This is a genomic window from Actinotalea solisilvae (genome assembly GCF_016464425.1).
GTDB classification, from domain to species: domain Bacteria; phylum Actinomycetota; class Actinomycetes; order Actinomycetales; family Cellulomonadaceae; genus Actinotalea; species Actinotalea solisilvae.
On the sequence record NZ_JADDKQ010000007.1, the window covers coordinates 22804 to 46335 of the forward strand.

Annotated in this window: 27 protein-coding genes; 15 read left to right on the forward strand and 12 right to left on the reverse strand. The window is 75.4% G+C overall.

Annotation, left to right across the window (positions count from 1 at the left end):
- Positions 1 to 60: 60 nt before the first annotated feature.
- The 5 genes from JIG38_RS06980 to JIG38_RS07000 all read right to left on the reverse strand — a co-directional run bounded on the left by JIG38_RS06980 (position 61) and on the right by JIG38_RS07000 (position 4164).
- The gene (locus JIG38_RS06980; protein WP_199423049.1) at positions 61 to 828 is read right to left on the reverse strand and encodes an anti-sigma factor; all 768 of its coding nucleotides are present in this window, start codon (positions 826 to 828) and stop codon (positions 61 to 63) included.
- Positions 815 to 1486 carry an RNA polymerase sigma factor gene (locus tag JIG38_RS06985; RefSeq protein ID WP_199423050.1) on the reverse strand — a complete coding sequence of 224 codons (672 nt, stop codon included), beginning with the start codon at positions 1484 to 1486 and terminating at the stop codon, positions 815 to 817. Before JIG38_RS06985 ends, JIG38_RS06980 begins: the two co-directional genes overlap by 14 nt.
- Complete coding sequence (locus tag JIG38_RS06990; protein WP_199423051.1) at positions 1486 to 2136, reverse strand: class F sortase; 651 nt, start codon at positions 2134 to 2136, stop codon at positions 1486 to 1488. The genes JIG38_RS06985 and JIG38_RS06990 overlap by 1 nt, the downstream gene beginning before the upstream one ends.
- 189 nt (positions 2137 to 2325) lie before the next feature.
- Positions 2326 to 3153, reverse strand: coding sequence for a DUF4397 domain-containing protein (locus JIG38_RS06995; protein WP_199423052.1), 828 nt, complete (start codon positions 3151 to 3153; stop codon positions 2326 to 2328).
- A 243-nt stretch (positions 3154 to 3396) separates the two neighbouring features.
- On the reverse strand, positions 3397 to 4164 hold the full coding sequence (locus JIG38_RS07000) for an alpha/beta fold hydrolase (protein ID WP_199423053.1): 768 nt from the start codon (positions 4162 to 4164) through the stop codon (positions 3397 to 3399).
- 69 nt (positions 4165 to 4233) lie between these two features.
- Between JIG38_RS07000 and JIG38_RS20945 the strand changes: the two genes are divergently transcribed.
- Positions 4234 to 4977: a helix-turn-helix transcriptional regulator gene (locus JIG38_RS20945; protein ID WP_199423054.1), complete on the forward strand. Its 744-nt coding sequence runs from the start codon at positions 4234 to 4236 to the stop codon at positions 4975 to 4977.
- Positions 4978 to 5001: 24 nt separating this feature from the next.
- On the opposite strand, the gene JIG38_RS07010 is transcribed toward JIG38_RS20945, so the two are convergent.
- Positions 5002 to 5502 (reverse strand): hypothetical protein, encoded by a 501-nt coding sequence (locus JIG38_RS07010; RefSeq protein WP_199423055.1) that lies wholly within the window; start codon positions 5500 to 5502, stop codon positions 5002 to 5004.
- Between the two features lie 117 nt (positions 5503 to 5619).
- Here JIG38_RS07010 and JIG38_RS07015 point away from each other — a divergent pair, with 117 nt between their 5' ends.
- The 4 genes from JIG38_RS07015 (at position 5620) to JIG38_RS20950 (ending at position 10236) form a co-directional block, all read left to right on the forward strand.
- A complete protein-coding gene (locus JIG38_RS07015; RefSeq protein ID WP_233404601.1) occupies positions 5620 to 6774 on the forward strand; it encodes a Nal1-like putative serine protease in 1155 nt (384 codons plus the stop codon).
- 34 nt (positions 6775 to 6808) lie between these two features.
- Entirely contained in the window at positions 6809 to 7024 is a 216-nt protein-coding gene (locus tag JIG38_RS07020; protein WP_199423056.1) for a hypothetical protein, read from the forward strand.
- 166 nt (positions 7025 to 7190) lie between these two features.
- Complete coding sequence (locus JIG38_RS07025) at positions 7191 to 9119, forward strand: NHL domain-containing thioredoxin family protein (protein ID WP_199423057.1); 1929 nt, start codon at positions 7191 to 7193, stop codon at positions 9117 to 9119.
- Positions 9120 to 9336: 217 nt separating this feature from the next.
- A complete protein-coding gene (locus JIG38_RS20950; protein WP_199423058.1) occupies positions 9337 to 10236 on the forward strand; it encodes a trypsin-like serine protease in 900 nt (299 codons plus the stop codon).
- Between the two features lie 75 nt (positions 10237 to 10311).
- On the opposite strand, the gene JIG38_RS07035 is transcribed toward JIG38_RS20950, so the two are convergent.
- Positions 10312 to 10914 carry a TetR/AcrR family transcriptional regulator gene (locus JIG38_RS07035; RefSeq protein ID WP_199423059.1) on the reverse strand — a complete coding sequence of 201 codons (603 nt, stop codon included), beginning with the start codon at positions 10912 to 10914 and terminating at the stop codon, positions 10312 to 10314.
- A 63-nt stretch (positions 10915 to 10977) separates the two neighbouring features.
- Between JIG38_RS07035 and JIG38_RS07040 the strand changes: the two genes are divergently transcribed.
- Positions 10978 to 11505, forward strand: a complete 528-nt coding sequence (locus tag JIG38_RS07040; protein ID WP_199423060.1) for a DinB family protein — start codon at positions 10978 to 10980, stop codon at positions 11503 to 11505.
- A 748-nt stretch (positions 11506 to 12253) separates the two neighbouring features.
- On the opposite strand, the gene JIG38_RS07045 is transcribed toward JIG38_RS07040, so the two are convergent.
- Positions 12254 to 12898: a hypothetical protein gene (locus JIG38_RS07045; protein WP_199423061.1), complete on the reverse strand. Its 645-nt coding sequence runs from the start codon at positions 12896 to 12898 to the stop codon at positions 12254 to 12256.
- A gap of 209 nt (positions 12899 to 13107) precedes the next feature.
- Here JIG38_RS07045 and JIG38_RS07050 point away from each other — a divergent pair, with 209 nt between their 5' ends.
- The 5 genes from JIG38_RS07050 to JIG38_RS07070 all read left to right on the forward strand — a co-directional run bounded on the left by JIG38_RS07050 (position 13108) and on the right by JIG38_RS07070 (position 17710).
- Complete coding sequence (locus JIG38_RS07050) at positions 13108 to 13485, forward strand: ArsR/SmtB family transcription factor (protein WP_199423306.1); 378 nt, start codon at positions 13108 to 13110, stop codon at positions 13483 to 13485.
- Positions 13482 to 14129: a cation efflux transmembrane domain-containing protein gene (locus JIG38_RS07055; protein WP_199423062.1), complete on the forward strand. Its 648-nt coding sequence runs from the start codon at positions 13482 to 13484 to the stop codon at positions 14127 to 14129. Before JIG38_RS07050 ends, JIG38_RS07055 begins: the two co-directional genes overlap by 4 nt.
- Complete coding sequence (locus JIG38_RS07060) at positions 14129 to 15040, forward strand: cation diffusion facilitator family transporter (protein WP_199423063.1); 912 nt, start codon at positions 14129 to 14131, stop codon at positions 15038 to 15040. Before JIG38_RS07055 ends, JIG38_RS07060 begins: the two co-directional genes overlap by 1 nt.
- A gap of 226 nt (positions 15041 to 15266) precedes the next feature.
- On the forward strand, positions 15267 to 16670 hold the full coding sequence (locus JIG38_RS07065; protein ID WP_199423064.1) for a hemolysin family protein: 1404 nt from the start codon (positions 15267 to 15269) through the stop codon (positions 16668 to 16670).
- Positions 16667 to 17710 (forward strand): hemolysin family protein, encoded by a 1044-nt coding sequence (locus JIG38_RS07070; protein WP_199423065.1) that lies wholly within the window; start codon positions 16667 to 16669, stop codon positions 17708 to 17710. The genes JIG38_RS07065 and JIG38_RS07070 overlap by 4 nt, the downstream gene beginning before the upstream one ends.
- A 3-nt stretch (positions 17711 to 17713) precedes the next feature.
- Here JIG38_RS07070 and JIG38_RS07075 read toward each other — a convergent pair whose 3' ends face one another.
- Positions 17714 to 18118, reverse strand: a complete 405-nt coding sequence (locus JIG38_RS07075; protein WP_199423066.1) for an HNH endonuclease — start codon at positions 18116 to 18118, stop codon at positions 17714 to 17716.
- Positions 18119 to 18156: 38 nt separating this feature from the next.
- Between JIG38_RS07075 and JIG38_RS07080 the strand changes: the two genes are divergently transcribed.
- Entirely contained in the window at positions 18157 to 18834 is a 678-nt protein-coding gene (locus JIG38_RS07080) for a Crp/Fnr family transcriptional regulator (RefSeq protein ID WP_199423067.1), read from the forward strand.
- On the opposite strand, the gene lepB is transcribed toward JIG38_RS07080, so the two are convergent.
- Positions 18791 to 19255, reverse strand: coding sequence for a signal peptidase I (gene lepB / locus JIG38_RS07085; RefSeq protein ID WP_199423068.1), 465 nt, complete (start codon positions 19253 to 19255; stop codon positions 18791 to 18793). The genes JIG38_RS07080 and lepB overlap by 44 nt on opposite strands.
- Positions 19256 to 19265: 10 nt before the next feature.
- The gene (locus JIG38_RS07090; RefSeq protein WP_199423069.1) at positions 19266 to 19859 is read right to left on the reverse strand and encodes a DUF6448 family protein; all 594 of its coding nucleotides are present in this window, start codon (positions 19857 to 19859) and stop codon (positions 19266 to 19268) included.
- Positions 19860 to 20042: 183 nt separating this feature from the next.
- Here JIG38_RS07090 and JIG38_RS07095 point away from each other — a divergent pair, with 183 nt between their 5' ends.
- Entirely contained in the window at positions 20043 to 20504 is a 462-nt protein-coding gene (locus JIG38_RS07095) for a hypothetical protein (protein WP_199423070.1), read from the forward strand.
- A gap of 62 nt (positions 20505 to 20566) precedes the next feature.
- Here the strand turns inward: JIG38_RS07095 and JIG38_RS07100 are convergent, their stop codons facing one another.
- Complete coding sequence (locus JIG38_RS07100; RefSeq protein WP_199423071.1) at positions 20567 to 22075, reverse strand: vWA domain-containing protein; 1509 nt, start codon at positions 22073 to 22075, stop codon at positions 20567 to 20569.
- A gap of 202 nt (positions 22076 to 22277) precedes the next feature.
- Here JIG38_RS07100 and JIG38_RS07105 point away from each other — a divergent pair, with 202 nt between their 5' ends.
- Both JIG38_RS07105 and JIG38_RS07110 read left to right on the forward strand, forming a co-directional pair.
- Complete coding sequence (locus JIG38_RS07105) at positions 22278 to 22730, forward strand: helix-turn-helix transcriptional regulator (protein ID WP_199423072.1); 453 nt, start codon at positions 22278 to 22280, stop codon at positions 22728 to 22730.
- 9 nt (positions 22731 to 22739) lie between these two features.
- Positions 22740 to 23150 (forward strand): VOC family protein, encoded by a 411-nt coding sequence (locus tag JIG38_RS07110; protein ID WP_199423073.1) that lies wholly within the window; start codon positions 22740 to 22742, stop codon positions 23148 to 23150.
- The last annotated feature ends 382 nt before the right edge of the window (positions 23151 to 23532 follow it).

Genomic DNA, 23532 nt, shown 5'->3' on the forward strand with positions numbered 1-23532 from the left:
GCACGACGCCGCCCGCGCCCCCCGGGGGTCGCGGGCGGTGCTGCGTCCGGGGCCGGGCGGTCAGACGTCGAGGACGCCGCGGACGATGCTGTCGCCCGAGTGGGCGGGGTCCCCGTCGAACGGCTCCTCCGACACGTCGACGACCGCGAAGTCGTCGAGGTCGAGCCCGTCGGGGACCGTGAACCGGCCCTCGGAGCCCGTGAGCACGCCGAGGCTGACGAGGCGCGTGACCTCCCGGTCGATGAGCCACACCTCGCGGAAGCCGTCGTCGCCGTCCTGCTCGTCGACCGTGAGGACGAGCACGCGCGAGCCGTCGGCCGCGACCTCGACGACCGCCTCGCCCGTGGCCTCCCAGCCGGGCAGCGGGTCGAGCGTCGCCTCGGCGACGACCTCGGCCTCCGCCCCCGCGGGGTCGAGCAGCCGCGGCACCAGGGTCGCGCCCGCCCCGCCGACGACGACGCCGGCGGCGGCCGCCGCAGCGATCCAGGCCGTGCGGGGACGGCGGCGCTCGGCGAGCACCGTCACGGGCGCGCCGCCACCGGTCGCCGGGGCGGGCGCGGAGGCAGCCGTCGGCGCGGCGGGCGCCTGTCCGTCCGGGCGGAGCCCGGCAGGCAGGTCGAGCTCCGCGCGGACCCGGTCCCACACCCCGGCCGGCGGGGCGACGAGGGTGTCGCCCGGCCGTGCGGCACGCCCGACCGCCACGACAGCGGCGAGCTCCGCGACCTCCGCGGTGCACCGCGCGCAGCCGTCGACGTGTGCACGGTCGGCGTCGGCGACGGTCTCGCCCAGCGCCACCAGCGCGAGGGTCTCCTCGTCAACGTGCTCCACCGTCCACCTCCAACCTGTCCCGCAGGCGCAGCAGGCTGCGCCGGATGTGACTCTTCACCGTGCCGAGCGGCAGTCCGAGCCGCGCGGAGATCTGGTCGTGCGTGAGGTCCTCCCAGAAGGCCAGGGCCATGATCGTGCGTTGCGGCTCGCCGAGCCGCGTCAGCTCGTCGGCGACCGTGAGCCGCTCCGCGAGGTGCGCCGTCTCCGGCTCGGGGTCCCGCCCCGTCGTCGCGGCGACGGCCTCCTCGTTGCGCCGGTCCCGCCCGTGCCGGGCGTGGACGTCGGCGACCGCGTTGCGGGTGATGCCGGTGAGCCAGGCGCGGAGCGGGGAACGTCCGGGGTCGAACCCCTGCCGGCCGCGCCACGCGCTGACGAACACCTGCTGCGTGACGTCCTGGGCGTCGTCGTCGTCCCGCAGCGCGCGCAGCGCGAGGGTGTGGACGAAGGGCGACCAGCGGCGGTACGCCTCGGCGAGCGCGGTCTCGTCGCCGGCGGCGAAGGCGCGGCCCAGCGCGTCGTCCGCCCACGAGGCGGGCGGGTGGAGCTGCGCGACGGGTGACGAGGACAGCGGAGCGCTCCTTCCCGCGGGTCGGTGGCCGGGCCTGCGGACCGGCCGGGGGATCGGGATGCCGACGTGGTCGCCGGCGGCCAGGCTCATCAGCCGAGCACGGGGTCGGCCGTGACGATGATGTTGTCCGAGTAGCGACGCTCCTCGCGCTGGAACGTACCACCGCACGTCACGAGGACCAGGCGGCGCGGGCCCTCGCGCGTGAACACCGCGTCCCAGGCGGCGTCCGTCTTCGCGACCTGCTGGACGGAGCTCACGGCGTAGGCCGCCACGGTCCCGTCGGCGAGCGTCACCTCGACGACGTCGCCGACGGCGAGCTCCCCGAGCCGCGCGAAGGGGCCGAGCCCCGCGGAGGCCACCGAGTCGACGTGGGCCGCCACGACGGTGGTGCCGTCGGGGTCGGACGGTGCGGCACCGAAGCGGTACCAGCCGGCGCGCTCGGCGAGCGGGGGGATCTCCATCTGGCCGTCGGCCTGGACGCCGACGGGGTCGACGGGCAGCTGGACCTCGAGGGCCGGGATGCTCACGGCCGTCGGCGCGGGGCCCGTGGTCTGCGCGGCCGTGGCCGACGCGAGGTCGGTCGAGCGGACGGGGACGTCCACGACCGGGCCGGGCGCGGCCGTCGTCGTCGGGGTGGGCGAGGCGACGGCCTCGGTGGTGCGGGTGGGCTGCGGGTCCGCGCCGCACCCGGCGAGCAGGACCAGGAGGGCGGCGGCCGCGGCGAGCGTCCGTGCGGTCATCGTGCGCCTCCTGCGGTCGACGGGTCGGTGCCCGGCTCTGCCATGACAGGCCCCGCCCCGCTGTGCGTACGGGGCGGGGCGAGGGCCACCCGGCCGACCTCGCGGTCGTCGGTCGCGGGCCTGGCCGGGTGGCCGCCGGGTGCGGCGCCGCAGGGCAAGGGGCGCCGCACCCGACCTGATCGGTGTGGGTCAGTCCTGCGCGACAGCCGCGTTCATGCGGCGCCCCAGGAGGACGGCACCACCCGCGGCGGTCAGCAGGGCCGCGCCGATCAGCCAGGGGGCGGACGAGGAGGTGTCCGCCAGGCCCAGCTCGCCGGACGGGACGCCGGCGGGGGCGGAGTGCAGGCCGTCGATGGTCTGGACGGCGAGCTGGAGGTTGCCGGCGTCGAGCGAGCCCCACGCGTAGACGATGGTGCTCGTGCCCTCGGTGACCGGCACGTCGGCCGGGCCGATGACGGGCGCCGTCGTGCCGGTCGCGGCGACCGCGGCCGAGACGGTGCCGGCCGGGAGGTTGAGGACCTGCTCCGCCGGGTTCGAGAGGTTGGTGATCACGGGCGAGCCACCGGCCAGGACGTCGACCGCGGGCGCCGCGGCGGTGTGGCGCACGGTCAGGCGGCCCTGGCCGGCGGCGGTCTGGGAGACGTCGTTGGTGAAGAGCGTGGCGGTCGGCGCGCCCGCGGCGTCGAGGTGCGCGACCGCGGTGTAGTTCATGCCGCCCATGAGGGGCAGGTCGACGGGGCCGATCGCGGGGGCGCTGGCGTCGGCAGCGTCGGCCGCCGTGATGGCGACGCTGTAGGTGCCCGCGGGCAGGTCGAGCGGGCCGGCGAGGTCGCCGGGGGCGAAGTCGTCGAGCGTGCGCTCGCCGTTGACCCAGACGTCGACGACGAGGTCGGGCACGCCGTGGAGCACGGAGAGCTTGGCGGTGTCGGCCGTGGCGGCCGCGGCAGGGAGAGCGCCGAGGGCGGCGAGGCCGAGGGCTGCGGTGCCGGCGAGTCCGGCGGTCAGACGAGCGCGCATGGTTCCTCCTGAGTCCTGCCCCCGGAGAGGCACGAGAACTGCTTGACATCTGAACTACCCGGGGAGGGCGGCGTCCGGATGCAGCGAGTTCCAAGATCTTTCTCAGGAGGTCGGCGGGCGGGCCCGTACGGCTCGGCGACGGGACGTGCGGCGCACGGGACGCGTGGGACGGGAGTGACGTCGCGAGCGCCCGACGGGGCCGCTTGCGCCACCCTCGTCCCGTGCGCCGCACAGTCCGGGCGCCTACCCGCGCGCCGCCGCCGCGATCGCCGCGGCCAGGTCGTCGGGGCGCGACAGCATCGGCCAGTGGCCGGTCGGGAGGTCGACGTAGGTGACGTCACGGGTGTCCGGGAGCTCGGCCGGCATCTGGCCGGCGGCGATGAGCTGCTGGAGCACGTCGGACGGGATGCTCGTGCAGATCACAGTGACGGGGACGTCGTGGCGACGCGGGTCGGTGGGGTGCGCCGGCGCGCTCGCGACGCCCGCCGGGTGCGGGACCGCGCGGCGCTCGACCTCCGCGCGCAGCGCGTCGTCGAGCCCGTCCGCGCTGGTGCCCTGCGCGGCGAGCTCGTCCCACGCGGGGATGGGGTGGTCGGCGCCGGTGGCGTCCGGCGCGATCGTCGCGCCCTCCCGCATCGGTCCGGAGTCGACGTACATGGCCCGCCGCACCCGGTCGGGCAGGCGGTCGACGACGTGCTGCACCACCATGCCGCCGCCGCTGTGCCCGACGAGCACGACGTCGCCGTCGAGCGAGCGGACGAGGTCAGTGACGGCGGCCACGTGGTCCTCGAACGTGATGCCCGCCCGGTCCGCCTCGGCGGACTCGAGGCCCGGCAGCGTCACCGCGTGCGGCTCGAGCCCCGCGTCGCGCAGGCCGGGCACCACGCGGTCCCAGGCCCACGCGCCGAGCCAGAAGCCCGGGACGAGGACGACGTGCACGGTGGAGCGCGCGGCGTCTGCGCCGGCGTCGGTGGTCGGGGTGGTGGACGGGGAGGTCGTGTCGTTGCTCATGAGCCCACCGTCGCACGCCCTCGGTGACACCGGTCTGTCACCATTGTCGGACGACCTTCGGGAGGCCGCGTGAACAGGACCGAGCGGCTCTACGCCGTCGCCGAGGAACTGCGGCGCGCGGGACGTGCGGGCACGTCCGGCCCGCGGCTCGCCCGCCTGCTCGAGGTGAGCGAGCGCACCATCAAGCGCGACGTCTCCGCGCTCCAGCAGGCGGGCCTCCCGATCTGGGCGCAGGCAGGCCCGGGCGGGGGCTACGTGCTCGACGCGGTCGCGTCGCTCCCACCGGTGAACTTCACGCCGGCCCAGGCGGTCGCGGTCGCCGTCGCGCTCGCGGCGATGCCCCCGGGCAGCCCGTTCTCGGCCGACGGCGCCGCGGCGCGCGGCAAGGTGTTCGACGCGCTGGGGCCGGCGGACCGGGCGCGGGCGGAGCGGGTGGCCGGCCGGGTCTGGCTCGACGGTCGCCTCGCCCAGGCCCGGCCCGGCGACGACGACGCCGGCACCGACCCGGGGGTCCTGCGCGCCGTCGAGGAGTCCCTCGGGCGCCGCCGCGTGCTCGCGATCCGGTACCGCTCGGGCAGGGACGAGGTCACGCGCCGGCACGTGGAGCCGATCCTCCTCGCGCACGCGCGCGGCTGGTGGCACCTCGTCGCGTGGTCGCGGGACCACGACGCCGTGCGGTGGTTCCGGCTCTCCCGGATCGAGAGGGCCGACGTCACGCGCGAGGCCTACGAGCCGCGGCCGGTCGCCGTCGTCGGCGAGCCACCGCCGGGCGCGGCGCCGGCGGTGCCGCCGGGTCCGGCCGGCCCGGCCTGACCCGGCGGCCGGCGGCCGTGCAGGTCAGAGCACGCGGAAGGGCACGCCCGGCTCGAGCGCGGCGGTGAGGACGACGACGCCGTCGTGCAGGCGCAGGTCGGTGACGACCACGCCCGCGACCTTGCTCGCGACGAGCCGCCGGACGTCGACCGCGACGACCGGGTCCTCGGCGCCCGTGCGGAAGTCGACGACGCCGTCGGGCAGGCCCTGCGCGCGCAGCTGCTCGCGGACCTTGCCCTCGACGAGCGGCATGAAGCGGTGCAGCGGGATGCCGCGGCTCTCGGCGCGCACCGTCACGGTCGCGACGCCGTCGGCCCAGCCCGTGAACGTCGCGGCGACGGGGACGTCGCCCGCGAGCCCGCCGAGGAACCGGCCGAGGCCGCCCTGCTTGCCCAGCAGCTGCGACGCGTCGACCACGGCGTGCACCGTCGAGCCCTGCACCCGCACGGAGCGGACGAAGGGCGGGATCACGCCCTGGGCCCGCGCCAGCGTCAGCGCCTCGTCGGTCGGCAGCTCGATCCGCACGGTGCCTCCTTGGTCCGACCACCCGGCGGTGGTGCGTGAGAACGTCTGGCTAGACCGTACGGGTGTCGGCGCCAGGCGGCACACTCGGGACGGACGGTCGACGGAGCAGGGGGACGCATGGGCAGCACGGGCATCGGGGCGCGCGTGGGCGCGGGCGCGGGGATGGACCTCGACGAGGCGCGCCGGACCAAGCGGGAGGTGGCCGCCTACGTGCGCGAGCTGACCGAGCGCCAGGTCGACGCGAGCGCGGCGGGCGCGCCGCACGCCCCCGAGCGCGGGGGTGTCGCGGTCGGCCTCGCCCCGCTGCCCGACGGCGGCTTCGGCGTGGCCGTGCGGTACCGGCTCGGCGTGCCGCGGGCGCGCATGGTCGCGCGCCGCGTGGTCGAGCAGGTCGGTCCCGGTGTCGACGTGCGGCGCACCGGGCGCATCCGCGCCGTGCCGGGTCGCGACGCCGTCGTCGCGCAGGGGGTGGTGGGCGCTCCGGAGCGCGGCCGGTCGGGCGACGCCCCGCGGCCGCGGCCACCGGTCGTGACCGCGCAGGCGGTCGGGGAGACGGGCCGCGCGCGTCCGCTGCGTCCGGGCGTCTCGATCGCGCACGCCGACGTCTCCGCGGGCACGCTCGGCGCGTTCGTCCGCGTGGGCGGTCGGCTGCACGTCCTGTCCAACTGGCACGTGCTCGTCGGCTCGCCGTCGGCGTCCGTCGGGGACGCCGTGCTGCAGCCCGGCCCGGCCGACGGCGGCCGCGACCCGCAGGACAGGGTGGCGACGCTCGCGGCGTACGCCGAGCTGCGGCCGGGCGTCACGGCGCTCGTCGACGCGGCGGTCGCGCTGGTCGACGAGGGCGTGGACGTCGACCTCGCCTACCCGATCGGCCCGGTCACGCGCGTGGCGGAGGTCCGCGGGGCGGAGGAGGTCGAGAAGATCGGCCGCACCACCGGCCTCACGCGAGGCCGCGTCACCGCGATCGAGCTGGACGACGTCGTCGTCGGCTACGGCGCCGAGATGGGCGAGCTCTCGTTCGACGACCAGATCGAGGTCGAGGGCCTCGCGACCGGCCCGTTCTCGCGCGGCGGGGACAGCGGGTCGCTCGTCTACCTCGCCGACGGGGACGAGGCGGCGGGCGCCGCCGTCGGGCTGCTCTTTGCGGGGAGCGAGACCGGGGGCGAGAATGGCACCGGGCTCACGTACCTCAACCCGATCGCGACCGTGCTCCGGCAGCTGGACGCGGACCTCGAGGTGGAGGGCGCCCCCGGCGGGAGCTTCTCCCGCTGACGTGCGGCTCCGGCCGCCGGACCGCGAGGTGACGATGGCCGACCTGGACCAGGCACGGACCGCCAAGTCGCACCTGCGCACGGCCCTCGCCGGCCGGACGGGCGTGCGTGGCATCGGCCTCCAGCCCGACGGCGACGGGTACCTCCTCCGCGTCAACGTCGAGCGCCCCGCCGACGGCGCCGGCGTGCCGACCCGCGTCGACGGGGTCCCGGTGGACGTGCGCGTCGTCGGGGCGGTCCGCGCGATCTGAACCTCCCGCGCCCCCGCGTCCTCCCCGTGCGGCGGGGGCGCGCTCCGGGAGCGCGGCGGAGGGTTCGGCACGCCTGACGACCCGGACCCTCCGCGGATGGCCGTCGGAGTGGCCGCTCCCTGGGACGGAGGGATGCTCGACGGGCTGTCTCGCGTTGACTACCTCCGTGACCGACACGAGCACCCGCCTGCCCCGCGTCCGCGCCTCCGAGCTCGTCGGCCGCGGCTGGCTCAACACGGGCGGCCGGGACGTGACGCTCGCCGACCTGCGCGGCAAGATCGTCCTGCTCGACTTCTGGACCTTCTGCTGCGTCAACTGCCTGCACGTGCTCGACGAGCTGCGCGAGCTCGAGGAGGAGTACCGCGACGTCCTCGTGGTCGTCGGCGTGCACTCGCCCAAGTTCGTCCACGAGGCCGACCCGGTCGCGCTCGCCGCCGCCGTCGACCGGTACGAGGTGCACCACCCCGTCCTGGACGACCCGGACCTCACCACGTGGTCCGCGTACTCGGCCCGCGCCTGGCCGACGCTCGTCGTCGTCGACCCGGAGGGCTACATCGTCGCCCACATGGCCGGCGAGGGGCACAAGAACAACCTCGCCGTCCTGGTCCGCGAGCTGGTCGCCGAGCACGAGGCCAAGGGCACGCTGCACCGCGGCGACGGACCCTACGTGCCGCCGCCGGCCGCCGAGACCACGCTGCGGTTCCCCGCCAAGGCGATCCGCCTCCCGGACGGCCACCTGCTCGTCGCCGACGCCGGCCACCACTCGCTCGCCGAGCTCGCGGAGGACGGCGAGACGCTCGTGCGCCGCATCGGCACGGGCGAGCGCGGCCTGCGCGACGGCGCCCCGGACGAGGCCCGCTTCAGCGAGCCCAACGGCCTCGCCCTGGTGCCCGACCACCTCCGCGAGACGCTCGGGTACGACGTCGTCGTCGCCGACACGGTCAACCACGCGCTGCGCGGCGTCCGCCTCTCCGACGGCGCGGTCCGCACGCTCGCGGGCAACGGGCAGCAGTCGATGGTCGGCGCGGCGGACAACGTCGTCGACGGCTACGACGCGGTGCCCGAGGGCGTGCTGCACACCGGACCGGCCCAGGCGACCAAGCTCTCGTCGCCGTGGGACGTCGTGTGGTTCGCGCCGCTCGCGTCGTTCGTCGTGGCGATGGCCGGCAACCACACGCTGTGGACCTTCGACCCCGAGGCCGGCGTCGTCGCCCACCTCGCCGGGACCATGAACGAGGGCCTGCTCGACGGCCCGGTCGAGGACGCGTGGTTCGCGCAGACCTCGGGTCTCGCCGTCGGCGGCGACGGCCGGCTGTGGCTCGCCGACTCCGAGGTCTCGGCCCTGCGCTGGGTCGACTCGGCGCCCGGGACCGCCGACCTCGCGGTCGGGACCGCCGTCGGCGCGGGCCTGTTCGACTTCGGCCACCGCGACGGGGCGGCGGACCAGGCGCTCCTCCAGCACCCGCTCGGGGTCGCCGTCCTGCCCGACGGCTCGGTCGCGATCGCCGACACCTACAACGGCGCGGTCCGCCGCTACGCGCCCGGCGCCGACGGCGGTCCGGGCGAGGTCACGACCGTCGCGCGCGACCTCGCCGAGCCGTCCGGCCTCCTCGTCGAGGTGCACGACGACGGCGCGGTCGACCTCCTCGTCGTCGAGTCCGCGGCGCACCGCCTCACGCGCCTGCGCCTGCCGGCGCGGCTCGCGGGCGAGCTGCTCGACCGCGGCGCGCACCGCACGCAGCGACCGGTCTCCGAGGTGGGGTCGGGCGAGGTGCGGCTCGACGTCGTGTTCACGCCCGCGACGGGCCAGAAGTACGACGACCGCTACGGCCCCTCGACCCGCCTCCAGGTGTCGTCGACGCCGCCCGAGCTGCTGCTCGACGGCGCGGGCGACGACGTCCCGCTCGAGCGCGTGCTGCGGATCAACCCCGACGTCGCCGAGGGCGTGCTGCACGTGACCGCGCAGGCGGCGTCGTGCGACGCCGACCCGGCGGTCGAGTTCCCCGCGTGCCACCTCAACCAGCAGGACTGGGGCGTCCCGGTCCGCGTCGTCGACGGCGGCCCGGCGGTCCTCGCCCTCCCGCTGCACGGCTGACCCACCGGCCGCGCGCCGGTTCTGGAACCCGGACGCCACCGCGCGCGCCGGATCCGTTCCAGAACCGGCGCCCCCGCCGTGCCGGCGGGGGTCAGAGGTCGCCCGCCGCCGCCCGGGTGAGGAGCTCGAGCACTCGCGCGTCGGGTCGGTCGGGCCTACCGTGCGGCGAAGGTGACCCGAAACCGGGCCATCCGGACACCGTCGTCTGGGAGGAACCGTGCGCAGACCGCTCATCACCCTGGTCGCCCTGATCGCGTTGCTGGTGGGGCTCTCCGCCCCCGCCTCGGCGATCACCGGCAACTACGTCGAGGACACCGAGCACCCCTACGTCGGCCTCGTCGTGTTCTACGACGCGGACGGGGAGTTCACCCACCGCTGCAGCGGCGCCCTGCTGACGCCGACCGTCTTCCTCACGGCGGGCCACTGCACCGCCGAGTCCACCGAGGCCGTCACCGCCCGCGTCTACTTCCAGCAGGACGCAGGCGTGAACTACGACCCGGCCACCGAGCTCGACCCCGTCTCGGGCTACCCGGAGACGTGCGCCGCCGGCACGCTCGGCGTCACGTGCGCGATGTCCGACCAGCTCTACGACTACGGCTTCACGGACTTCGAGGGCTTCCCGAACGCCCGGGACGTGCGCGACGTCGGCCTCGTCGTCCTCGACCAGCCGATCATGCTGCCCGAGTACGGCGTGCTCGCCGCGGCCGGGACGCTCGACGGGTACGGCACGCAGCGTGGTCGCCAGGACCTCACCGTCACGGCCTCCGGCTACGGCCTGACCGAGAGCAACCCCGTCCACGTGACGTCGTTCCGCGAGCGCCTCATGGCGTCCGCGCGCATCAACAACGTCGAGGGCGGCCTGGCGGGCGGCTTCACGCTGCAGAGCAACGGCAACGGCACCGGCAAGGGCGGGACCTGCTCGGGTGACTCCGGCGGTCCGGTGTTCCTCGGCGGCTACACGTCCAACACGATCGTCGCCGTGACGTCCTACGGCCTCAACGCCTGGTGCCGCGGCAACGACTTCGCCTACCGCACGGACCGCGCCGAGATCCTCGCGTGGATCCTCGCGACGGTCGAGGAGAGCGGGACCGCGTACGACGACGTCCAGGTCGTCTGACCCGCCCACCCACCCGGCCCCTCGCCGGGATGCCGATTCCGCCGGCGTGTCAGCCCGACACGCCGGCGGAAGGCGTCATCTCGGCGAGGGGGGAGCGCCGACCGCCCGGAGCACGAAGGTCTCGGTGGCCGCGATCGCGGCCTCGCGGCCCGGGCCCTCGTCGGGCACGCTGCGGCTCGACAGGCACGCGTTGATGAGGGGCACCGTCGTCTCGAGCGGCTGCGCAGGCAGGTCACCGCTCGCGATCCCCTCCAGCAGGATGCGCCGCAGGATCTCCTCGACGAGCTCGGCGTGCTCGCGCAGCTGGGCGCGCGTCCCGCGCGAGAGGACGCTGCGCAGGTCCGGTCCGGGCGCGAGGTGGAACACCCGCTTGAGCTGCGTCTGCTGGCGCACGTAGGTGCGCAGCTGGTCGACCGGGTCCTCGACGTCGGCGAGCGCTCGCTCGAGCGTCGCGACGTACTGCTCGGTCTCTTGCGTGATGAACGCGATGAGCAGCGACTCCTTGTCGGGGAAGTGGTTGTAGACGGCCGTCCGGCCGATCCCCGCCGCCGCCGCGATGTCCGCGAGCGTGATCGCGTCGAAGCCCCGGTCGCTCATGAGGCTCGTGAGCGCGGCGAACAGCTTGTTGCGGGTCTGCTCGCGGTGCTCGGTCAGCGAGCCCCCGATGATCTTCGGCACGTCGCGATTCTCCCACCCCGGAGGGGCGCGCGGTGGTCGGGGGCCCGGCGCTAGGGTCCGGGCATGGCTGACGACCAGATCGAACCGGACACCAAGGACTGGACCTGGGTGCTCGACGCCCCGTGCCCCGAGTGCGGCTTCCAGGCCGAGGCGGTCTCGGGCCCCGAGATCCCGGACCTCGTCGAGAGCTACACGGCGCGCTGGGAGCACGTCCTGACGCGCGACGACGTCGCCGCGCGGCCGGCGCCGCACGTGTGGTCGCCGCTCGAGTACGCGTGCCACGTGCGTGACGTCTTCACGATCTTCGGCCGGCGCGCGCGGCTCATGCGGGACGAGGACGGGCCCGAGTTCGAGAACTGGGACCAGGACGAGACCGCCGTCGCCGAGCGCTACGGCGAGCAGGACCCGGCGACCGTCGCGCGCGAGCTGCGCGCGGCCGCGCAGGGCGCCGTCGCCGCGTTCTCGGGCGTGGCCGACGACGAGTGGGCGCGGCCGGGCTACCGCAGCAACGGCTCGCAGTTCACCGTGCTCAGCCTCGGCCGCTACTTCGTGCACGACGTCGTCCACCACCTGCACGACGTCCGGGGCTGAGGCCCCACCCGAACGGAGCAGTCGTCCCGCCCGGTCGTGCACATCTTTCGTGCACAGGCCTGTGGGGAACCTTGGGGATGACCGTGCCCGCATGTGGACGAAGCTGTGCGCGGACGGTGGACAGAAAGTCGGCCCGGGAAGCCCTTGTCGGCCCTTCCGGGGCAGGACTAGAACTAGGTCATCGGCAAGGACGGACCGCCGCACCGACCGGGGAGACCCGGGAGGGCCTGGCCAGGGAGAACCTGGGAGGGAGCCGCTGGGGCAACCCGGCGGGGACCGACCACGGACCCGTGGCGAGGGCGACGGACCGCACCGAGCCGGCAGATCGGAGCACGACGGACCAGCTCACCGGGGCGACCTGGTGGGACCTCGAGGGGGCGACCCCGAGAGCTGCGGATGGCGCCGCAGGGATCGCACCGGACCGGTCGCACGTGATCGCTGGATCGACACGATCCTGACGGGCCTCGGCCCCGACGGACGTCCGAAGGGGCCTCGGCCCCGAACGGACGACGACGATCCGCCGCATCGCCGGAGCGGGACCGCAGCACCGGGCAACCGGAGCCGCGGACGGTCGATCACGCAGCAGGGCCCCTCGGACGCTTACTCCGAGGGGCCCTTGCTGCATGTCCAGGGTAGGCAGAGGACGTCCACCCGCGCGCGACCGACACGCGGCCGGGAGGTGACGCGTCGGCGAACTCGCGCCTCGCCCGTCGGTGCGCCGGGACGGCCGACGCGAGGCTGGCGGCCGTCAGCCGCAGCCGAGGATGACGCTGCCGAGGACGACCGCCGGGCTCGCGGGGTCGGTGGTCTCGAACCACCAGACGACGCCGTCGGCCTCGACCGACTCGACCTGGAAGTTCTCCACGTAGCCGGTCTGGGCCCCCGGGAGCGCCGCCACGTCGGCGTAGGCAGCACCCGGCCCGAGGTCGTGCGGGTAGGCGACGCCGGCCGCGGGCTCCTCGCCCTGCTGGGTCCAGCCGAAGAGCGAGCCGTCGTCGGTGTCGATGAGGATCGCCAGGCCGGCGAACATCGCGTGGTCGAGATGCGGTGCCCCGCAGTCGGCGAGGAAGGCCGCGACCTCGTCCGCCGGGCCGAGCAGCTCCTCGACCTGGGCGAGCTCGACGGGTTCGCCGATGACGAGGTCCCCGACCCGGTCACCCGTGAGCTCCACGAGCGGCGCCGGCGCCTCGGCCTCGGTCGGCTCGGGTTCCGGGGTCGGGCTGGGCGTCGACGAGGGCGTGGGCGGGGCGGGGCGCTCGGACGTCGGCGTGGGGCTCGGCGCGGCCGCGTCGCCGCCGGTGCACCCGGACAGCACGCCGGCCGCGAGCACCGTCAGCGCGAGCAGGGCTCCCGACCGCCGGGAACCGAGGGCGGTACGACGTCGCGCGCGCATCTGGTCCTCCGGTGCTGGTCGGGACGCCAGTATGGCGGCGCAGGCCGCCGCACCCCGCGCGACGCCCCGCGGCTCGGCCGATCCCGACGACGGGGACGACCACGACCGGATCGGGCCGGGGCGGCGAGCGGGGCCGCTGCACCCTCGCCCGGCAGGTGCGCCGGCGTCGGCGGAGGCGACAGCGGTACGGCTAGCATCGGTACGTGACGATGACACAGGCGGATACCGATCGCCCCGCGTTCCCTGAGGCGCCCCGCCCCGACGCGGCCGCGCTCGAGGCGGCGTCGTGCCTGTTCCGCGGGCTGGCCGAACCGGCGAGGCTCGCGATCCTGCGCCACCTCGCCCTCGGCGAGCACCGGGTCGTGGACCTGACCCGGCACCTCGGGCTGGCCCAGTCCACCGTCTCCCAGCACCTCGCGTGCCTGCGCGACTGCGGGCTCGTCACGTCCCGCGCGCAGGGACGCGCGTCGGTGTACTCGATCGCGCACACCGACGCGGTCGTGGACCTGCTCGCGGCCGCCGAGCGACTCCTCGAGCTCACGGGCGACGCCGTCGTCCTGTGCCCCACCTTCGGGGTCGGCCGGTGAGCGCGGGGGTCGCCGTCGGTCCGGTCGAGACGCGCGCGCTCACGCGCCGGGCACTCGGTCTCGCCCGGTTCACCGTGGCCTACAACGTCGTGGAGGGCGTGGTCGCCATCGCCGCGGGGGCGGTCGCGGGGCTGGTGTCGGTCGTGGGGTTCGGCGTGGACTCCGCGATCGAGTCCGCCGCCGGCGTGCTCGTCGCCGTGCGCCTCGCGGCGCGTCTGCGCGACGGCGTGACGGACGAGCGGCGCGAGCGTCGTGCCCTCCGCGCGATCGCGGTGACGTTCTTCCTCCTCGCCGGCTACGTGGTCGTCGAGGGCGTGCGGAGCCTCCTCGCGGGCGAGGCGCCCGACCGGTCGCCGGTCGCGGTCGGCGTGCTCGTGGCCTCGTTGGTCGTCATGCCGCTGCTCGCCGCGGCGAAGCGCCGCGTCGGCCTGCGCCTCGGCGACCGGCTCGTCCTGGCGGACGCGGCGGAGACGCGCATCTGCGTCCTGCTGAGCGTCTCGACCCTGGCGGGTCTCGTGCTCCACGCGCTCACCGGCGCGACGTGGCTCGACCCGGTGGCCGGGTTCGTCATCGCGGCCTTCGCCCTGCACGAGGGGCGAGAGGCGTGGGAGGGCGAGCTGCTCGAGCGCGGGGTGCGGGGCTGATGGGCCACGAGCACGGCCACGGGACGGCGACCGGGCGGCACCGCCGTCGCCTCGCCGTCGTGCTGGTGCTGACGCTCGCGGTCGCGGGCGTGCAGGTCGTCGGCGGGCTGGTCTCCGGCTCGCTCGCGCTCCTCGCCGACGCCGGGCACATGCTCACGGACGCCACGGCCGTCGCGATCGCCCTGCTCGGCGCGCGCCTCGCGGGACGGCCCGCGACGAACGCGCGGACCTACGGGCTGCAGCGCGCGGAGGTGCTCGCGGCGCTCGCGAACGCGCTGCTGCTCGGCGTCGTCGCCGTGTGGGTGCTGGTCGAGGCGGTCCGGCGCTGGTCGGACCCGCCCGACGTCGCGACCGGCCCCATGCTCGTCGTCGCGCTCGTGGGCGCGGCCGCGAACGTCGTCGGGCTGCTGCTGCTGCGCGAGGGGCAGCGGGCGAGCCTCAACGTGCGCGGCGCCTACCTCGAGGTGCTGGGTGACCTGCTGGGCTCGGTCGCCGTCGTCGTCGCGGGCCTGGTCATCGTGGCGACCGGGTGGACGCGCGCCGACGTCGTCGCCTCGGCAGCGATCGGGCTGTTCATCCTGCCGCGCGCGTGGTCGCTGCTGCGCGACGTGCTCGACGTCCTGCTCGAGGCGACGCCGCGGGGGATCGACCTCGACGAGGTGCGCGAGCACATGAGGCGCGTGCCCGGCGTCGTCGACGTGCACGACCTGCACGCCTGGACGATCACGAGCGGCGTGCCCGCGCTCTCCGCCCACGTCGTCGTCGACGAGGAGTGCCTCGCGCGCGGCCGCGCCGGCGCGGTGCTCGACACGCTCGGTGACTGCCTCGGCGACCACTTCGACACCGAGCACTGCACGTTCCAGCTGGAGCCCGTGGGCCACGACGCCCACGAGCGCGCCGGGCACGCCTGACGGTCGCGGCAGGCCGCGTCGGGCCCGACCGAGGACCTGGTGCGCCGGGTGCGGCGGTCTGGACGGCCCCGTCGTGGTCGTCGGCGGCGTCGGGGTGCGGGAACGCCTGCCGGGGCCCGCACGTTGACGCGCTGACCGGTCCCCCACCCTGGAGAGAGATGGACGGCGACAGTACGAACCCCCCTGACCCGCGCGCGAGCGCACTGGCGCCAGGGGGGATGCGGTGATGTGGGTCCTGTCCCTGCTGCTGGGCATCCTCGTGGTGCTCGCGATCACGGCCGCCACCGGCTACTTCGTCGCCCAGGAGTTCTCCTACATGGCGGTGGACCGCTCGCGGCTCGGCGCGCGGGCCGCGGCCGGCGACGCGGGTGCCGAGCGGGCGCTGTCGGTGACGCGGCGCACGTCGTTCATGCTCTCGGGCGCGCAGCTGGGCATCACGGTGACGGGGCTGCTCGTCGGCTACGTCGCGGAGCCGCTCATCGGCGCGTCGCTCGGGACCGCGCTGGGCGGCGTCGGCGTCCCCACGGGCGTCGGCATCGCGGTCGGGACCGTGCTGGCGCTGCTGTTCTCGACGTTCGTCCAGATGCTCTTCGGCGAGCTGTTCCCCAAGAACCTCGCCATCGCGCGGCCCGAGCCGGTCGCGCTGCGCCTGGCGACGTCGACCACGCTCTACCTCACGGTCTTCGGCTGGCTCATCCGGGTCTTCGACCAGGCGTCCAACCTGCTGCTGCGGGCGCTGCGCATCGAGCCCGTGCACGACGTCGAGCACGCGGCCACGGTCCGCGACCTCGAGCACATCGTCGCGGACTCGCGCGAGAGCGGTGACCTGCCCGAGGACCTGTCGCTCCTGCTCGACCGCGTGCTCGACTTCCCCGAGCGCGACGTCGAGCACGCGATGATCCCGCGCGCCCGCGTCGACGTCGTGCGCGGGCAGGACACGGTCGACGAGGTGCGCGCGCTCATGAGCACGGGCCACTCGCGGTACCCGGTGCTGGACGACGACGACCAGGTGGTCGGCGTCGTGCACCTGCAGGACGTCCTGCTGCTGCCGCAGCCGAGCGCCGACGCCGTCGCGGCGCACGTCCGCCCGCCCGTCATGGTCCCGACCGTCATGCGCCTGCCGGACGTGCTGCGCCTGCTCGCGGAGAGCCGCAACCAGCTCGCGTGCGTCGTCGACGAGTACGGCGGCTTCGCGGGCGTCGTGACGCTCGAGGACCTGGCCGAGGAGCTCGTGGGCGAGATCACCGACGAGCACGACCCGGCCGTGCCGACCTACGTCCCGGTCGAGGACGACGGCACCTGGGTCATGGCCGGCGACGTGCACATCGACGAGGTCGAGCGCGCGATCGGCCACGACCTGCCGCGCGGGGACCACGAGACGATCGCGGGCCTCGTCATCGCCGAGCACGGCGCGCTGCCCGACGTCGGCACGAGCGTGCTCGTCGAGCTGCCGCCCGACCCGGGCGACCTCGCCCACGCCGACGAGCCCGAGACCGTGTGGATGCGCGTCGAGGTGCTGTCGATCGACCGGCACGTGCCGGCGACGGTCCGCGTGACGGTGCCCGCCGAGGAGGCGCCCGGCATCGCCGACGCGGACGCCGACGCCGACGGCGAGGGGAGCGCCCGATGAGCAACCCCCTGGTCTTCACGCTGGTCACGGCCGGTCTCATCGCACTCAGCGCGTTCTTCGTCGCGGTCGAGTTCGCGCTCCTCGCGGCCAAGCGGCACCGCCTCGAGGACGCCGCCGCGACGAGCCGGTCCGCGCGCGCCGCGCTGCGCAGCTCGGGCGAGCTCACCGTCCTGCTCGCCGGGTCCCAGCTCGGCATCACGGCGTGCACGCTCGCGCTCGGCGCGCTCACCAAGCCCGCGCTGCACCACTGGCTGACCCCGCTGCTCGAGCAGTGGGGCGTCGCGACCGTCGTCGCCGACGTCGCGGGCTTCGTGCTCGCGCTGGTCATCGTCACGTTCCTGCACCTCGTGGTGGGCGAGATGGCGCCCAAGTCGTGGGCCATCGCGCACCCCGAGACGTCCGCGACCGTGCTGGCCCTGCCGATGCGCGCGTTCATGCTGGTCACGCGGCCGCTGCTCGTGGCGCTCAACGGGATGGCGAACTGGTGCCTGCGCCGGGTCGGCGTCGAGCCGACCGACGAGCTCGCGTCCGGGCAGAACCCGGACGACCTGCGCCACCTCGTCGAGCACTCGGCGAACGTCGGCGCGCTCGACGCGTCGTTCTCGACGCAGATCGCGGGCGCGCTCGAGCTCGAGACGCTCGTCGTGCGCGACCTCGTCCGCACGGGCTCGCGCCCGACGGCGGTCCCGGCCGACGCCGACGTCGAGCAGGTGCGCGAGGCGACGCGGCGCACCGGTCACCTGCGCGTGCTCGTCGGGCCGGCCGACGCCCTGCAGGGCGTGGTCCACGTGCGCGACACGCTCACCGAGCCCGACGACCGCCCCGCGGCCGACCTCATGCGCCCGGTGTTCGTGCTCGAGGCGGACACTCCGGTCCACAGCGCGCTCACGTCGATGCGCGAGTCCCGCAACCACCTCGCGGTCGTCCAGGACGACGGCGCCTTCGCGGGCGTCGTCACGCTCGCGGACGTCCTCGCCCGCCTGTTCCCCGGCGCGCCCGGTCACGACGCCGCCCGCACGTCGGTGGGGACGCCGGGCTGAGCGCTACGGCGCGGACGGTGCCACCGGGTCGGGCTCGTTCCCCGTAATGGCCACGTCCGCGCCGAACCGCTCCGCGAGCTCGCGCTGGATCGCCACGTGCCGCTCGAGGAACGCGCGCTCGTCGAGGCGCTTGCGGCGCAGCCAGCCGGTGACCTCGTCGTTGCACTTGCTGGCGTTGCACGGCCCGCACGCGGGCGCGATGTTGCCGAGGGTGTAGCGGCCCCCGCGCGAGATCGGCAGCACGCAGTCGCGCTGGAGCGCGCGGTCGGCCGCGCCGCAGTACGCGCAGCCGCCCCACGCCGCGACGAGCGCCGCCCACTGCTCGGGGCGCAGGTCGTGCTCGACCGCCGCCATGCGCCGCTGCCGGCGGCGCGCCACGCGTGCTCGGCGGGTGCGTGCGACGGCCATGCGCCCACCGTAGGCGCCGTCGTCCCTAGGCTGGCCGCATGGCCGACACGTGCGTGGCGCGCGTCCCGGTCTTCGCGGCCCTCTCGCCTCGGGACCAGGAGCGCGTGGCGGCGCTCGCGCGGCCCGTGCGCCTCGCCGCGGGCCGCAGCGCCTACGCGTCCGACGACGCGCCTGCCCAGCTCATGGTCGTCCACACGGGCCGGCTGCGGCTCGCGCGGCTCGCGCCCGACGGCGCCGAGCAGCTCCTGCGGGTGCTCGGCCCCGGCGAGTTCACGGGCGAGGTCGCCGTCTTCTCCGGCGAGCGACGGGACGACCGCGCCACAGCGGTCGACGACTGCACCCTGTGCGTCTTCCGCCACGACGACCTCGCGCGGCTCGTGCGCGAGCACCCCGAGCTGGGCCTGCGGCTGCTCGCGGCGGTGAGCCGGCGGCTCGCGGCCACGGAGGACCGGCTGCACGCCGTGACGTCGAGGGACGTCGGGTCGCGCCTGGCCGACTACCTGCTCGGCCTCCCCAGCGCGTGGGCCGACGGCGTCGCGACCGTGCGCCTGCCGCTCGCCAAGAAGGACGTCGCGTCCCTGCTGGACACCTCGCCCGAGAGCCTCAGCCGCGCGCTCGCGTCGCTCGCCGCGCGCGGCCTCGTCGCCGTCGGGGCGGGCCGCGCCGTCGCGATCACCGACCCTGACGGGCTGCAACGGCTGGCCGACGGAGCCTGACCCGCCTCGGCCGCGTCCGCGGCACCCGCGCGACGACGACGCCGCGCACGGCCGCGTCGGGCACGAAGGGGTCGTCCCACACGCGCGAGTCGTCGGAGACCGCCGGGTCGTCGCCCGCGACGAACACGTGGCCGGGCGGGACGTGCCAGGTCGTCCGGCCCGCGCCGCGCGGGGGTGGGCCGCCGTCGAGCGGCCGGCCGCCGACCGCCAGGCGCCCGGCCTCGAGCTCGACGACGTCGCCCGGCACGCCGACGAGCCGCTTCACCAGGCGCGTCCCCGCGTGCTCGAGCACGACGACATCGCCCCGGTGGGCGTGCGTCGCGCGGCGGCCCGAGCGTGCGGCCCGGGCCACCACGAGGAGGTCGCCGTGCCGGAGCGTCGGCGCCATCGACGCGCCGACGACGCGGGCGAGACGGAGCACGGTCGCGTCCTCAGTGCGCGTGCGCGTGTGCGTGCTCGCGCGCGGACCCGTCGTCGTGGTGGCCGTGGTCCTCCCCCTCGGCGTGCTGGACGAACGCGACGTACGCGGCCACCGCGCGCCGGCCGGCGTCGACGTCGGCGGCGTCGTGGTCGCGCGCCGCCCGGGCCGCGCCGAAGAGCGCGTGCACGGGCGCGCGCCGCTCGGGCGGCAGGAGCGCGAGGAGGTCGTCGTCGGACCCGGACTCCAGCGCGGCGTCGGCGGCCGCGACGACCGGGTCGACGTGCGCGCCGGCGGGCTGAATCCCCGTGAAACCGACGCCCTCGCCCTGCCGGTGCAGGCGTACGAGGGTCTCGAGGAAGAGCCGGTCGGCGACGACGGCGGCGTCGGGCCCGAGCACGCGGACGCGCAGGGCGCGGTCGAAGACGTCGCGCAGCTCGGCCTCGCCCCCGGCGGGGATCCAGGCGAGCGCGGGCGTGACGTCGCCCGTCTCGAGGGCGCGGCGTCCGGCGGTGACCGCCGGACCGTCGGCCGTGTCGCAGTGGGCGCGGACCGGGACGGGCCGCAGCGCGGCGGCGACGGTGGTGAGGAGGCGGGTGAGGAGCATCGGAGCGTCCTTCCTGTGCGGGTGCCTCCGACGCTAGGCAGCGCGCGCGGCGACGTCCTTGACGCAGGTCAAGAGCACGACGGCGCGAGGAGGCGGCTCCCGGCGGTGGACCCGAGGTCCTTCGGCCCTGACCCGTCCGGCGAGGTGCGACCTAGCGTGGCGAGCACCTGAAGGGAGCGATCGATGCGTCGGCGAACCGTGCTCGGAGTGCTGCTGCTGGCCCTCGTCACCGTGCTGGGGGTGGTCGCGCAGCCCGCTGTCGCGGCACCCGGCTGGGCGAGCCGCTCGCCCGCGGGGCTGACGATCATGCCCCACGCCCGGCTCGTCGACGGCGGCGCCGCGGTGTCGGTGTCCCTGCGGATCCGGTGCGTGCCGAACGGCACGGACGGCATCCAGTGGGAGGGCTTCGTCAACGTGGAGCAGGGCGACGTGTTCGGCTGGAAGGAGCTCGGGCTCCGGTGCGACGGCCGCTGGCACACGCAGCACGTCGTCGTGCCGGTGAGCGCCGAGCCCGGCACCGAGACCTACGTCGCCGGCCCGGCGACCGTCACGGCCATGCTCGACGACGAGAACACCCTCACCCAGTGGGCCATGGAGGTCCGCACGGTGACCGTGCGCGACGGCTGGGGCTGCCCGCACCGCTGAGCGCCCTCGCGGTTCTGGAACGAATCCGGCGCTCCCACCGCCGGATCCGTGCCAGAACTCGCTCAGGTGGTCGCGCGGTGCACGAGGTCCACGAGCTCCGCGACGTCGGCGTCGCCGTCGAGCGCTGCGGTGAGGCCCTCCGCCTCGGCGCGCAGGTCCGCGTCGCTCACGCGCTCCGACCACGGGCCGCCGACGAGCCGGTCGGTGAGCAGCGCGACGACGAAGTCCTGGCGCAGGCGGGGCGACGCCTCGCGCGGCGACGACGCGGTGTCCGACGCCGCCAGGGTTCCCGTGCGCTCGACCGCCCGGCCGGACTCGTCGAGGTAGCGGACCGTCGCGGTGACGAACGGCTCGCGGGCCTTGGCGTCGCGCAGGGCGACCTCGTAGAGCGCGGTCGTCGTGTGACCCGCGAAGACCTCGCCGGCGTCGACGGCGTCGTTGCGGAAGTCCTCGTCGGCGATCGCCCGGTTCTCGTAGCCGATCAGCCGGTACCCCGAGACCTGGGCGGGGTCGAACTCGACCTGGGCGCGGGCGTCCGTCGCGGCGACGACGAGCGAGCCGGTCAGGCCCGACGCGAACACGCGCTCGGCCTCCGCCGCCGTGTCGATGTAGACGTGCCAGCCGTCGCCCTGGTCGGCGAGCTGCTCGAGCAGGTAGTCGTTGTAGGTGGTGATGCCGACGCCGACCGACACGAGGTTGATCCCGGACTTCGCCTCGGTGCTGATCCGTTGGAGGATCCCCTCGGGGTCGGTCTCGCCGACGTTCGCGACGCCGTCGCTGATGAGGACGACGCGCGTCATCCGACCCTCGGTGCGCATCTGGAGCGCGAGGTCGTAGCCGAGCGCGAGCCCGGCGGCGGCGTTGGTGGAGTCCTGCGGGTAGAGCGCCTCGATCGCGTCGAGGACGGTGCCGCGCTCGGACACCGACGTCGGCTCGAGCGCCACGGACGCCTCGGTGGAGTAGCAGACCATCGCGACCCGGTCCGAGGCGCGTAGCGAGCCGACGAGCGTCCGCAGCGCGGTCTTGGTCGTCTCGATCTTGCCGTCGTCGCCCATCGAGCCGGAGCAGTCGACGACGAGCGCGATGTCGGCGTCCGGCCGCGACTCGGTCGAGGTCGGCGCGCTCGCGATGCCCACGCGCACCAGGCGGTGCTCGGGCTCGAACGGGAGGGCGGCGGCGTCGATCGTCACGCCGAGCCCGTCCTCGGGGGCGGGGTAGTCCTGTGCGAAGTAGTTGACGAACTCCTCGGTGCGGACCTCGCTCGGGTCGACGCCGTACCCCTGCGTCATGGCGTCGCGGAAGCGCGTGTAGGAGCCGGTGTCGATGTCGAGCGCGAAGGTCGACAGCGGGTCCCCGGCGGGGTCCGTCATCCCGGACCGGGCGGCGCCCGACGACGGCTCGGGCTCGGGGTAGGTCTCCTCGGCCGTGCTCGGCCCGGGCGCGACGTAGCCGCCGTCCTCCGTGGCGCCGTCGGCCGTGCCGCTGCCGCTGGCCGCGCACCCGGCGAGCGTGATCGCGGCGACGAGCGCCGCGGCCGTGAGACCGGTCGTCCTGACCTGCTGAGTCCTCATCGCAACCCCATCCGTGTCGTCGCTGACGTTGCGGGGACGCTAGGACGGCGAGGTGCCCGCGCGGGGCCGGAAAGCCGGTTCGTGATCAAGACGATGAGCTGTTGTGACCGATGTGGCCGCCCTGTTGTCACTCCGTGGCCTGCCCGTGACCTGCGGTTCCACCGATCGGGTGAGGCATGCTGGGGCCTCGAGGAGGTGCCGCGTGGGGCGTGCGACGGAGGAGATCAACCGGGCGATGCTGCGCGTGCGCGACGCGATCGACGGCGGCTACCGCGACGAGCTGGACCTGGCGACGCTCGCCGCCGTCGCGCACGTGACGCCCGACCACCTCGTGCGCTCGTTCCGCCGCGTGTTCGGCGAGACGCCGCACCGCTACCTCCAGCGCCGGCGCGTGGAGCGCGCGATGTTCCTGCTGCGGTCGACGTCGTGGCCGGTCACCCGCATCTGCCTGGAGGTGGGGTTCACGAGCCTCGGCACGTTCGGCCGGACGTTCACCGCCGTCGTCGGCGAGTCCCCGACGGTGTACCGGGGCCGGGGTGACCTGCCCGCGGTGCCGGGCTGCGTGACGCTCGCGTGGATGCGACCGGCGGTGTTCCGCGACCCGGAGCAGACCATGCCGGTTTCGGAGAGGCGCACGGATCCGGCGCCCGCCTAGCGTCGAGCCATGACCCTCACCGCGAACAACCTCTCGTCCATCTACGTGCTCGACCAGGACCAGGCGCTCGACTTCTACGTCGGCGTGCTCGGCCTCGAGGTCTCGGCCGACATGATGTTCGGTTCCATGCGCTGGCTGACCGTGCGCGTCCCGGGCGACCGCAAGGAGATCCTCCTGGAGAAGCCCGGCCCGCCGGCCCACGACCCTGCCACCGCGGACGAGGTCCGCGCTCTGGTCACCAAGGGCGCCGGGGGTGGTTGGCTCGCCTTCACGACCGACGACGTCGACGGCGTCCACGAGCGTCTCGTGTCCGCCGGGGTGCAGATCACGCAGCCGCCGACGGACATGGGCTACGGCCGCGACATGGGCCTGCGCGACCCGTTCGGCAACAACATCAGGATCGGCACGCTGCGCGGCTGACGAGGTGCGCGCTGCGGCGTCGGACTGCGGTGGTGCTGGGGGCGGGTGACGGGAATCGAACCCGCGCTATCAGCTTGGGAAGCTGAGAGCGTCGGATCGTCAGCCCTGCTACGAGGACGAACCTGCAGGCCAGGGGCTTCGAATGCTTCCGGAAGCGGAATAGAGGTGCACGCTGCTGATCGTGCTAGTGGCACGTTGTGGCACGCCACTAGCGCTGACCCCGCGCGTTTCACGGGTTAAGACCACCCGGAGAGGCACTCATCGCCGAGGCGTCGTTTCGACCGCCGCGCCAACGTGATGCCGGGACGATCCGTGCCGCAATCTTGCGATTGCCCGCCAAGCTCGCATCCCGGCGAGCCGTGCTGCTTGACGCTCCAGGAGG